Source organism: Psychrobacter sp. GW64-MNA-CIBAN-0177, from assembly GCF_040309585.1.
Taxonomy (GTDB): domain Bacteria; phylum Pseudomonadota; class Gammaproteobacteria; order Pseudomonadales; family Moraxellaceae; genus Psychrobacter; species Psychrobacter okhotskensis.
On record NZ_JBEOOY010000011.1, the window covers coordinates 1 to 12037 of the forward strand.

Here is a 12037-nt window from a genome sequence, read left to right on the forward strand (position 1 = left end):
AGGTTATTTGGCAGTTTGAGGGTGAAAAAGGTTAGTTTGTTATTATTTTACTTAAGCCACCTTCGGGTGGTTTTTTATATTTACTACTCTCCACTCAGCCGCAAACCCACGCACCCACGCACAATCTGGACAGCATAACTATCAGCAGCATACACCGACTCTGACTCAAACTGCTCTTGGTGGTCAGCACTTAACTGAACGTTTAACGCAACTGGCAACAGGTCTTGGACATAACGTCAAAGATCATAACGCGATTAAGACGCAACTTGAGACTATCGCAGAAGAACAACAAACCAATACCCATCAAACAATGCCATTCGCGCTGATAGATAGCGCAGCTGACATAAGCTATGTGAGCGACGATACCATTATTCATAGAACTATGGGCGAGATGATTAGCACTACTCAGCAAGATATGAGTATTAGTAGTGGCGATAGTCATCATCAAGTCAGTAGCGAATCACTCAATATCATAGCCGATGGTCAGTTTAGTATGACCAATGCCAAAGAAAATATCACCCTATCCGCCCATACAGGGAAACTGGAAGCAACCGCCAAGCAAGATGTGAACATCGCCTCCTCCACCAAAGAGGTTGAGATAGTAGCGACGAATAAAATTACGCTGACGGCTGGTGGTGCCAGGATCACGCTTGATGGTGCTGACATTACGATTGCAGCGAAACAGTTTACGGAGAAAGCTGGGAAGCACAGTAAGGCTGGAGGTGGAAGGGATGGGTTGGGATTGGCGGGGTTGCCTAGCATAATTCCTGATAAAAAGACGCTGATGGATGGTGTTTATAATTTGGTACAGCAGTTTGTAGATGAAGACAATGTACCTTATGCTAATATGCCTTATAGAGCTATTAATAAAACAACTGGCGAAACGTTTGAGGGTACTACCGATGAAAAGGGTTGGACTGAACGTTTTCAGTCTAATAGTGAAGAGGAGATTAATATTCATATAGACCTCAATTGGCAGGATGACTATGGGAGTGAAGCTAATGAGTAAATATAATAAAAATACTCTTAATCGTACTCTACCTATGATTTCTAACAACCAAGTTCAAGTAATTTCGAATCAGTATTACTTAGTAGTTGGTTTTGAAGTCAATCATATAGCTACTGCTTTTCGTAATAATACTCAAAATCTCAATGTTGATTATGGGCATGCATTCTTTTTCACAGTGAAAAATGGAAAGATCATAACAGTATATAGTTTTGGTCCAAAGGGTGCCGCAACACCAACAAAGCGAGAGTTAGCAGCAGGAATTGATGAGTTTAGTGGAAGACGTCCCGCTACTATAAACTACCCCATTACTGAAGTTTCAAGACTCTACAAATTTAGAATAAGCAAAAAACAGTTAATAGCAATTAAAAAGCAAGCTGACCAATTTAAGAAGAAGGTTATATCAGGTGAAGAAAAATATACAGCATATATGAATGATACTTGTGCAGAAGCGGCAAAAGATGTTTTAGACGACGCAAACATTGATACGCCTAGTGGTAAGGGTTATATTACTACACCTAGTGGAACAGCTAACTGAGCTATGCTGAAGAAACCGTACAATTAAACTTGGTAAACTAACGACTCAAAGAGGAGTTTACCATGGTCAAGAAAGTAAGAACCTACAGCGATGAATTTAAAGCCGAAGCTATTAAGAAGATAGCAGACAATAAGGGTAATATTTCAGCGACTGCAAAGCAGCTTGGCATAGCCATGCAAACGCTATCTAACTGGCAAAACAAAGCCACTCAAGGCAAGCTTGCAGGGACTGAGCAATATGACCCACAGCTAATGGCCGTGCTAGAAGAGAATAAGCGCCTCAAGCGACAGCTGAAAGTTGCCGAAGAGGAGCGCGAAATTCTAAAAAAGGCGACGGCGTACTTCGCCAAACACAGCTAGTAAAGTACGCCTTTGTTAAAGACAACCAGCAACTCTTTCGCATCAGTAGCATGTGCCGTGTACTACATATTAGACCCTCAAGTTACTACGACTGGCTGGGTCGTGACATCAGCGCTCAGCAGATACATCGTAACCAGTCTGAGCTACTAATCAAAGCGGCACACAGTGAAACAAAGGAGCGCTACGGCTTTGAGCGTCTGCATGCGCATCTAAATGAGCAAGGATATGATATCAGCCCATACATGGTCAGAAGCATCAAGGAAGAACACGGTATCAAATGCCGTCGTCATAAGCGTTTTAAAGTTACTACCGACTCAAACCACAACAAGCTGGTCTATGACAACGTGCTCGATCAGCAGTTTGACGTCAACCGCCCTAACGAAGCATGGGTCAGTGATATCACCTATATCTGGACAACCGAGGGGTGGCTGTACTTAGCAGGCGTTAAAGACTTGTATACCAAAGAGCTGGTTGGCTATGCCATCAACAAACGTATGACCGCTGACTTAGTTTGCAAAGCATTGAACATGGCAATTAAGAATAAGAGACCAAGCAAGGGACTAATTGTTCACTCTGACAGAGGCAGTCAGTATTGTAGCCATGCGTATCATAAGATTATTAAACAGCATCAGTTTATAGGCTCAATGAGTGGCAAAGGTAATTGTTATGACAACGCACCCATAGAGAGCTTCTGGGGTGTATTAAAGAATGAGCTGGTATATCATCAGGACTATAAGACCAGATTTGCCGCTATTACCGATATCATTAGATATATCGAGTTGTACTACAACCAAACGAGAATTCAAAAGGGTTTAGGCTATAAATCGCCAAGACAGGTGTGGTTTGACTATTATCGTCAAGCGGCGTAACTAAAATCTCCCAAGTTTAACTGTACGGATTTGACGGCAGGGGTCAAACTTCTTATTTGAACCTTCATATATCGATGGACGGAAAGTACCTTTTACAGGAGCAATGTTTGTAAACCCGTATTCTTGGTATGATCAGTTTAGAACAAAATATGGTCAACCGTTTTTATACAAACACAATGGAGTTGATTTGTTTGATCCTATATATCTTGAAGACAAGTGGAAACCCATGGAAGGTACTACCGTACCTAGCGCTATTGCCAAACATTCTTATCATTCTAATCTGTGAAGATAATAAATAGTGAGAATTTAAAATGATCAAGGTCGCTCTAGTTATTTCAGCTCTTTTCTTATTCGTAAGTTGTGAAACTTCGGAAAACACGCAAATTGGAGACTCTGTGATGCAAGGTGGACTATCACTAAACAACGCACTAATAAAAGCAAATGACACACAATCAATCGCTCATTCTAATGGTAAAAACATGACAGAAATAACAAAGGCTGCTATTAGATTGACTGCCAATGAAACAGATCTAGTTTCAGAATCAAATGTTCTTGGTATCTATAAACCTTTTTATCCCAAAGCCGACAAATGGATCAGATACAGTTTTGAAACAGTAGATATTCATACTACTGTATTTACTTATCTAAATGATAGCAAAGCCAGAAATATTTATATCAAAAATGCTGACAATCAATTCATTACACCTGAATTTCAATTAGATTTAAAAGACCTTAATATCACTTATTTAGATTATCACTCAAGAAAGTCTGAAACTAATACTGATTTATACGATGCCGATTTTGCCTATAGATCAAATGATCATGAAGATATACTAGTCGGATTTCGAGCTATTGATTTAACAGAGAGTGCAATAAGTAAATACGATAAATTTGAGTCTTTACCAAAGAATATTACTTCTATCAGAGTTTATTCTTCACTAGAAAATGAAAAATAATTAAAATGATGAAATGAGAGATAAGAATATTATGTCAATGAAAATTAACGACTTACTACTACTTAGTAGTATTGTTCTTTTAACGTCATGCCGTTATGACTCAAATTTAGCTGAACCTAAAAAAGTTTCATTAATAGACTATATCGACAAATCTGATTTAGAGAAATATGGTTTTTCAGCTAATGATATTGAGAACTTCGATACTAAAATCAAGGATAATGGTGTATTTGCAAACGACTATAAGAGCTATGAGGTTAATGGATTTACAATCTTATCAAGTACTGAAAATACTGAACATATATTCATACTAAAAAATAATAAGTTTATTGCTACTTTTGATGACCAATCAAGAAGCTTATACTCTACACAAACTAATATTCCTACACGATTAGATGCTATTGTTACTTATATACCTGAAATTCCTTCTTTGAGCTATAGCACTAATAAACTAAACCATTACGACCTTAATCTGGATGGTATTGATATTATTAGTGAGATCATACCGAGTGATGATAAAGGATTAGATTATTTCTCTGCAGAGCTTTTAGGTGCACCAAATCTTAATATCGTTGAAGCAAGTATAAATGGTAAAGAGTGCAAAGCCTTAGCAGGCTCTTTTGCCTGTTGTCTTTCATCTCAGGAAAGTTATGATGCATATAAATTCAGCTATCAAGATGGTTGGATTAGTCTTCCCACTAATAAAAAATTAAATACAATATGCAATGCTGAGGATTTCGAAACTTCTAAACATGAACTTAAAAACAAGCTTTTCTTAAAATGACAAGTACGAAATTTACCAATTCTTATTAATGATCTAAAAGTTCTTGCTCACTAGTAATAGTCACATCAACATCAAATATGCCAACACCCTCGTCCTCTCCACCCAGCCGCAAACCCACCTCCAAGCACAGCAACATAACTATCAGCACCATACCCCTACTCTGACCCAAACGGCATTGGGTGGTCAGCACTTGACTGAGCGGTTAACGCAACTTGCCTCTGGGCTTGGACGGTCAGTTAATGATCATGCCAACATTAAAACTCAGTTAGAGAGTATCGCCAAGGAACAAGACACTAAAACCCATCAGCAAACACCTTACACGCTAATCGACAGCGCAGCAGACACAAGTTATGTCAGTGACGATATACTGATTCACAGAAGTATGGGTGAGATAATTAGTACTACGCAAACGGACATGATGATTAGTAGTGGCGATAGTCATCATCAAGTCAGTAGCGAATCACTCAATATCATAGCCGATGGTCAGTTTAGTATGACCAATGCCAAAGAAAATATCACCCTATCCGCCCATACAGGGAAACTGGAAGCAACCGCCAAGCAAGATGTGAACATCGCCTCCTCCACCAAAGAGGTAGAAGTCGTGGCAACCAATAAAGTGACGATAACGGCAGGCGGTGCGAGTATTACTTTGGATGGTAGCAATATCACTATCGCCGCCAAAGAGGTGACGGAAAAAGCAGGTAAGCACAGTAAGGCTGGGGGCGGAGTTGATGGTCAATTTGTATCAGGCTTACCTTCTAATATCTTGGACGAACCACCAACCTTTATCGAGCTTAATTATCTACACGATGATGAGACTCCAGTAAGCAGTGCGCCCTACCGTGTCGAGTTCGCAGATGGCTCTGTCAGAGAAGGCATTTTAGATAAAAATGGCTTTGCTCGTTTAGAAGGTGTGCCTAAGGGTCAAGCTCATGTTTATTATGGTGAAGACCCTGCTGACTTCAAGCCTGATATAGATATGGAGGATGGTATATGAGTAGTAATGGCTTTGGCGGCGGCGCACTAGGGATTAGTAACATAGGGAAGGATTACACTCCTCAAAAATATAAAAAAGCCAAACAAGAAAAACCCACAGGCTGGTTTGAAGCATTAAAAGAAGAGACAGGTTCGTTTCTAGCAGGTGAAAACACCTCGTCTTGGGCACTATTTGCTGAAATTGTGATCGGTGCAGTTCCTATTGCAGGACAGCTTATTGATGCGCGAGACATCATCAAGGCAGTCATGAGCCTTAAAGATAAACCCTCCGATATTACATTATGGTTCTTACTCATAGCAGCATTAATAGGGCTGATACCAGTCTTTGGTGATGCAGTTAAAAGTGCTATTAAAGCTATCAAGATTGGCGGTAAAAACCCTGCTGATCTATTTGCCTTTATCAGAAAATTTGGTAAAGGTAATGCAGAGCAAGCTTTAAAAAAAGCGTTAGATGTCAGTAAACTAAAAGGCTTACTTAACAGTATCTTGACCCCTAAGTTTCTCAATAGTTTAAGTAAGTCTAATAAGCAAAAGTTAATTCAAATTCAAAAAGACTTTGATCGTTTCGCTCAGCAAATTATTAATGAGATAAATGGCTGGTCGAAAATGACACCGGCTACAGCGAGTGTTAATCATGCAGGCGTTGGTAAAGCTGCTGGCACAAAACCCAGCACAGCCTTAGCTTCAACCAACAGGAACGCTTCTGGTGAAACGGTTAATCATAATAGTAGTATCACGTCGAGACCTGCTAGAAAAGGAGTTATGAAGCAGCATAAGCCGAAGTGCTTTAAGCCAAGCAAAGACTTAAAAAGCAGATTTTCTAAAGACAGTAAAGCAAATGCAAAATTTGAGAAAGACTATTATAAACAACTTAAAGGTCAACAAGATGGCATCAATAATTTAACTGTAGATGAGTATCTAGCTGGCCGCGCCTCCTACAATAAAAACCAGCGTAAAGGAACAGGAAGTGAGCAGACTAAAGCTAGAAATAAATACGAAAACGATATTTCTGAATCATTACAGAGAAGCTATCGCAAGCAAGGCAAGACGGCTTCTGAAGCTAAAATAGCGAACAAACGCACTCCTGAAATAATGAAAGACCTGAATGCTCTACATGATCCTGATATGATTGCAGGTGGTAAAGATAAAATTAATCGACTGGGTCGTGCTGATGTGAATAAGTCCATAGGTGGACAATGGTCTAATAAAGTTGAAGCAAATAGTAGAGTTGCACAGATGGATAAAGCCGCTAAAGAAGCTTTAAAACAAGGCGGGCAAACCAAAATGAACGTTGAACTAAATAGATGTAAATAAAATATGACTAAAGGACATTTAAATGAGTACATTTATTATAGATGAAGACTTTGATCTTTTCATGGAAGACTTTGGACAACCTGATTGGCAGCAGCCAGTTGCACAAGCTATTTTTAATCGTTATCGTGGTAGATTGCCTGATAAACTACTATTCTATTGGGAGCGTTTAGGGTTTTGTCGCTTTAAAAAAGGCTTATTTTGGATAGTTAATCCAGCTGACTACGAAGAAGATCTGACTACATGGCTCGGCGATGAGGTTATGAGGCAAGATAACTATTATGTGATCGCTCGAAGTGGCTTTGGCGAATTATACGTTTGGGGTGAAAAATCAGGATTCACATTTGAAATCACTCCTACTCTAGGTTGGATATACCAAAAGAAAGGTAATGCAAAAGAAATAGCGTATGGAAAATCCAATCAAGAATTAGCTATGTTTTTTGGGTTTAAACAGATTAAATATACAGATATGGAAGACAATAACGGTAAACCCCTATTCAAGCGTTGTGTGAAAAAGTTTGGTGCGCTCGACTATGACGAGATGTTTGGCTTCGTTCCTGCCCTTGCCATAAGTGACAATGCGTCTATCAAAAATGTCGATAAAATGAATATCTTTGTGCATCTTAGTCTCTTACCTGACTTGATTGAAATCCAATACATCGACTTTAAGAAATTAGGACAAATGGCATTCGGTGTTGAAGATTCATCAAATCTACCTGATTTAGATGACTTAGTATAATTAATTATTTAAGCCACCTTCGGGTGGTTTTTTATTAGCGATCAGCTGATTGGCTCCACTACTTTCATCCTCAAACAGGTATGAGAGGAATTGACGATATGACCCCTGCCGTCAAATCCGTACAGTTAAACTTGGGAGATTTGAATCAAGCAGCTTTACGATAATAGTCAAACCACACCTGTCTTGGCGACTTATAGCCTAAACTCTTTTGAATCCTCGCTTGGTTGTAGTACAGCTCGATATAGCCGATGATATCATTGATTGCTACAAACCTTGTTTTATAGTCTTGGTGATACACTAGCTCATTCTTTAATGTGCCCCAAAAGCTTTCTATGGGTGCGTTGTCGAAACAATTGCCTTTACCACTCATTGAGCCTTTGAAATTATGCTACTTGATGATTTTGTGATAGGCATGACTACAATACTGGCTGCCTCTGTTAGAGTGCACAATCAATCCTTGGCTTGGACGTTTATTTTTGATTGCCATATTGAGTGCACGACATACTAAATCTGCGGTCATTCGCTTATTGATAGCATACCCGACCAGCTCTTTGGTGTATAAATCTTTGACTCCAGCTAAATACAACCAACCCTCATTGGTCCAGATATAAGTAATATCACTGACCCACGATTCATTAGGATGCTTAGCATCAAATTGCTGATTTAGTATGTTTGGATAGACAAGCTTGTTATGGTTGGAATCAGTGGTGATTTTAAAGCGTTTGTGACGACGGCATTTGATTTCATGTTCTTCTTTAATGCTTCTGACCATATATAGGCTAATATCGTGCCCTTGCTCTATCAGCTTTGCGTGCAGTCGATCAGCACCATAACATGCTTTTGTTTCACTATGTGCCGCTCTGACAAGTAGCTCAGACTGGTTACGGTGTATCTGTTGCTCACTGATATCACGACTCAGCCAGTCATAATAGTAGCTAGAATGCTTAACCTTTAGTACACGACACATAGTAGTGATACTAAAGAAGAGATCGTTGTTTTTGATAAAGGCCTACTTCACTAACTGTCACTGCGGGCATAGCCCTACGTCTTGCGTCACTAAAACAGTCTACTAGACTGTTTCTTAACGTTCCTCATTGGCAAAGTACGCCGTCGCCTTTTTTAATATCTCTCGTTCCTCTTCGGCTACTTTAAGCTGTCGTTTGAGCTGCTTTATTTCCTGAAGAGCCGTCATAAGATCAGGATCATATTGTTCTGTGCCGATAAGCTTGCCTTGATTGGCTTTATTATGCCAATTAGATAAGGTCTGCATGGCGATGCCAAGGTGCTTTGCGGTCGCTGAGATATTGCCATTATTGTCTGCTATCTTCTTGACGGCCTCGGCTTTAAATTCGTCACTGTAGCTTCTTATTTTCTTGGTCATGATAAACTCCGATTAATACGCTTAGTTTACCAAGTTTAGGTGTACGGTTTTTTCAGCATAGCTCACATGATGCTATTGAGCTTTGACCATATAATAAAAATAGCGGCTACTAGAGCGTGTCCTCAATCTGAAAATGGTGATAAAAATAAGATAAATGGTAGCCAAACAAGGAAAATAGTGCAGATAATATCGAGATATTGACTAGCTATTTGACGTAGTTTGGCAAGAGTTAGCTATTTTTAGCCCATTTAGTCGCTTTTGTTCAGGTTGAGGACACGCCCTAAATATTTCTCGAATAAAACGGACATCATTTACGGTTGCCGACGGCGCTTAATAAGCCAACCGATAATAATTACAACGATCAGTATGCCAAACCCTTTAGAGTAAGGGGCTAATATCCCTTCGACGACCTCATAGTTCTGTCCGAGATAATATCCCGCCAACGTCAACGCCGCTGTCCATATACTCGAGCCTAAAGCCGTCAATGCTAAAAAAGGCAGCAGCGGCATATTGTTCATGCCAGCAGGGATAGAAATGAGCGAACGAACGCCAGGCACCATACGGCCAAAGAACACGGCTGTTTTACCATGTTTATCGAACCACTCATTTGCAGAGGCAACGTCATCAGGTTTAACGAGCACGTATTTACCATATTTTTCGGTAACCGCGATCAAACGTTCTTTATCGAATATACGACCTAAATAATATAACGGTAACGCACCAAGTGAAGCACCTAACGTGCCAGCAAGGATGACTAAGATTAAATTTAAATCACCTCTCGACGCGGCGAAACCAGCTGCTGGCATAATGACTTCAGAAGGGATAGGTGGAAAAACGTTTTCGGCAAACATGGCAAATACAATACCAAAGTAGCCAAACTTTGCCATAATACTGAGTACCCATTCGCTGATTTGATTCATAATTATTACTTTCCTTCATTACCATCGTGACGGTCGTATTTTTTCAATTTTTGAGCACATCTAACCATGAAAATATCCAAACATTGCGATTAGTCTAAACCTACTTTGTGTCAAAATCTGCTGTTTTATGCTATTTATAGCACTTGCATTATGGCAATGATTAGACAAACCCTATGACCAGTAATTCACCTCTTTCCATGATATCTAGATGGATCTCCTTAGCCTGCGCTTTTGGCGTCTTTGCTATGCTGTACTCTTTGACTAATCTCTATGCGCAAGCGCTGTTTTATGATATCCAATTTTCTGAATTAAGTAGCATTAACTCTGTATGGCCTAAGAAAGTTTATAACCTCGCCACACCGATTGATGTAGCGATTCCTTTCATCCCACCGATGATTGTGCCTTATAGCTGGTCAATCATGCTGTTTTGTGCCGGCTTTTTTATGGTAAAAACACCAGCACAACTTTCCTTATTAACAGGAAAATTAATCTTAGCCACGCTTTTCGCCTGTTTTATCTTTTATATATTCCCCGCCAAATTTACTTTTGAGCGCCCTACTGTATTAGGCTGGGCGCATTATGGCTATCAGTTTTTGCATATAACCGACAAACCTTTTAACCAGTTTCCTTCCCTGCATGTGGCATATGCTGTATTACTGGGGACGTCTTTATGGCAACTTTCAAAATCCGCTCTATATCGCCTAGCACTTTGTTGTATCTGTAGTCTCATCATCGTCTCCACCGTCCTGACTTATCAACATCATCTTTTAGATATTGCCGGTGGCTTATTACTGGCGGCGCTTGTACTGATCATGATCAATAAGCTGCGTAATAATTTAGTTTTAAAGTATTTAGTGGTGGCGATATCAGGATTTTTAATTCTATCGATAGCAGGATTCATGCTCAATAGAAGCGTTGCCTCTGGCACTTTTGCAGGGTTGTATTCTGTAGTCGCCACGTACTGGGCGTTAAGTTTTTTGGGTTTGGCATGGGCGTATCAACACCCCAACCAAACTCGTGATAAACGTTGGTTTGCAAAGGATAAGCAAGGGCGCTTACGACTGTCTACTTGGTTGATATTTGCGCCATTATTATTGGGCTACCGACTGATGTGGTATGTCGGACAACGCTATCAATTCACTCAACATAAACAGTCAAATTCTGGCTTATTGAGTCATACTGATATGGGCTCGAACTATAAAATAGCGGACTCTATATATGCGATCGCTACGCCAAAATTATTTGGCTTGTCGCAAATGAATAATAGACACTATTTGTATTTTTCAAAATTTTCGACAATTATTGTGATTGACTCCGCTGTTGAAACCAATAGCCATAATTTGAGCTTAAAAAAAGCGCTAAATACTCAGGCGGAAGTACACAAATTAGACGTTAATAATAACAGCTCATCACTCTGCAATACTTACCTATCATTTACCGCTATTAAAATTAAATATCTTTATTTTCCACTGTTGGATTTACAGTCTTTAAGAGAGGTTGCTGCTCAGGATTTTATTCATCTGTTTAAACAGATAGATACCTTAGCAAACGATGCCTTAGCAAACATTGGTATAGCGACTAATATCACGCATAAACAGCTGCCTGACAATATGGTACTGATTAACTTCCAATGCGTGATGGGATTATCCCGTAGCGTCGCCCTGCACGCTTTGTATCTGATATATCAAGGACAGTTGACTGCTGATAATTACGTCACTTGGATCAACGAGCAATATCCAAAAGCGCACCTCAATGACTATTACCTGCCCAAGTTACTCGTTAATAAGATAGAAATTTTCGCTAAAAAGAATTGAACCATTATTTTAAAATAGTGATCAATACGTCCTCGTTAATAATAGCTATGCCGTTTTGCGTCTAAACCAGATACTTACATCAGAATTCAGACACAAAAAAACCTCAAACAATCTAATGTTTGAGGTTGAAACTTTTGTATTAAAACTAAGTTTTAAATATGGCGCAGCGGACGGGACTCGAACCCGCGACCCCCGGCGTGACAGGCCGGTATTCTAACCAACTGAACTACCGCTGCTTAGGTCGTTTTTAGCATCTTCTCTTATTACAGAGACACTCGCTAAAAAGAGTGGTGGGTGATGACGGATTCGAACCGCCGACATTCTGCGTGTAAGGCAGACGCTCTACCAACTGAGCTAATCACCCTGA

The 12037-nt window shown here is 39.7% G+C and carries 10 protein-coding genes, 2 tRNA genes and 1 pseudogene; 9 read left to right on the forward strand and 4 right to left on the reverse strand.

All coding sequences use genetic code 11. The annotated features are described in order from the left end of the window. Window positions 1–274 precede the first annotated feature (274 nt). The 8 genes from AAEY79_RS08500 (at window position 275) to AAEY79_RS08535 (ending at window position 7555) form a co-directional block, all read left to right on the forward strand. Window positions 275–1009, forward strand: coding sequence for a DUF2345 domain-containing protein (locus AAEY79_RS08500; RefSeq protein WP_227502397.1), 735 nt, complete (start codon window positions 275–277; stop codon window positions 1007–1009). Further along, window positions 1002–1544 (forward strand): hypothetical protein, encoded by a 543-nt coding sequence (locus tag AAEY79_RS08505; RefSeq protein WP_025652862.1) that lies wholly within the window; start codon window positions 1002–1004, stop codon window positions 1542–1544. Before AAEY79_RS08500 ends, AAEY79_RS08505 begins: the two co-directional genes overlap by 8 nt. Before the next feature lie 62 nt (window positions 1545–1606). After that, window positions 1607–2772, forward strand: a protein-coding gene (locus AAEY79_RS08510) for an IS3 family transposase (RefSeq protein WP_101210724.1) whose coding sequence is annotated in 2 segments (ribosomal slippage) — window positions 1607–1865 and window positions 1865–2772 — 1167 coding nt in all. Because the reading frame shifts where the segments join, the coding sequence is not laid out codon by codon here. Window positions 2773–3167: 395 nt separating this feature from the next. Beyond that, the gene (locus tag AAEY79_RS08515; RefSeq protein WP_156916024.1) at window positions 3168–3728 is read left to right on the forward strand and encodes a hypothetical protein; all 561 of its coding nucleotides are present in this window, start codon (window positions 3168–3170) and stop codon (window positions 3726–3728) included. 31 nt (window positions 3729–3759) lie between these two features. Continuing rightward, window positions 3760–4509 carry a hypothetical protein gene (locus AAEY79_RS08520; RefSeq protein ID WP_156915663.1) on the forward strand — a complete coding sequence of 250 codons (750 nt, stop codon included), beginning with the start codon at window positions 3760–3762 and terminating at the stop codon, window positions 4507–4509. Between the two features lie 43 nt (window positions 4510–4552). Then, the gene (locus tag AAEY79_RS08525) at window positions 4553–5506 is read left to right on the forward strand and encodes a DUF2345 domain-containing protein (RefSeq protein ID WP_025652856.1); all 954 of its coding nucleotides are present in this window, start codon (window positions 4553–4555) and stop codon (window positions 5504–5506) included. Beyond that, on the forward strand, window positions 5503–6819 hold the full coding sequence (locus AAEY79_RS08530; protein WP_025652855.1) for a polymorphic toxin type 15 domain-containing protein: 1317 nt from the start codon (window positions 5503–5505) through the stop codon (window positions 6817–6819). The genes AAEY79_RS08525 and AAEY79_RS08530 overlap by 4 nt, the downstream gene beginning before the upstream one ends. Window positions 6820–6841: 22 nt before the next feature. Beyond that, a complete protein-coding gene (locus AAEY79_RS08535; RefSeq protein ID WP_025652854.1) occupies window positions 6842–7555 on the forward strand; it encodes a GAD-like domain-containing protein in 714 nt (237 codons plus the stop codon). 145 nt (window positions 7556–7700) lie between these two features. Here the strand turns inward: AAEY79_RS08535 and AAEY79_RS08540 are convergent. Together AAEY79_RS08540 and AAEY79_RS08545 are read right to left on the reverse strand one after the other, a co-directional pair. Further along, window positions 7701–8936 (reverse strand): annotated as a pseudogene (locus AAEY79_RS08540) (IS3 family transposase). Between the two features lie 311 nt (window positions 8937–9247). Further along, window positions 9248–9856, reverse strand: coding sequence for a DedA family protein (locus tag AAEY79_RS08545; RefSeq protein WP_025652851.1), 609 nt, complete (start codon window positions 9854–9856; stop codon window positions 9248–9250). A 245-nt stretch (window positions 9857–10101) separates the two neighbouring features. Here AAEY79_RS08545 and AAEY79_RS08550 point away from each other — a divergent pair, with 245 nt between their 5' ends. Further along, a complete protein-coding gene (locus tag AAEY79_RS08550; RefSeq protein ID WP_350588258.1) occupies window positions 10102–11670 on the forward strand; it encodes a phosphatase PAP2 family protein in 1569 nt (522 codons plus the stop codon). 159 nt (window positions 11671–11829) lie between these two features. On the opposite strand, the gene AAEY79_RS08555 is transcribed toward AAEY79_RS08550, so the two are convergent. Both AAEY79_RS08555 and AAEY79_RS08560 read right to left on the reverse strand, forming a co-directional pair. Next, a tRNA-Asp gene (locus AAEY79_RS08555) sits at window positions 11830–11906 on the reverse strand. 52 nt (window positions 11907–11958) lie between these two features. Beyond that, window positions 11959–12034, reverse strand: a tRNA-Val gene (locus AAEY79_RS08560). Window positions 12035–12037 lie beyond the last annotated feature (3 nt).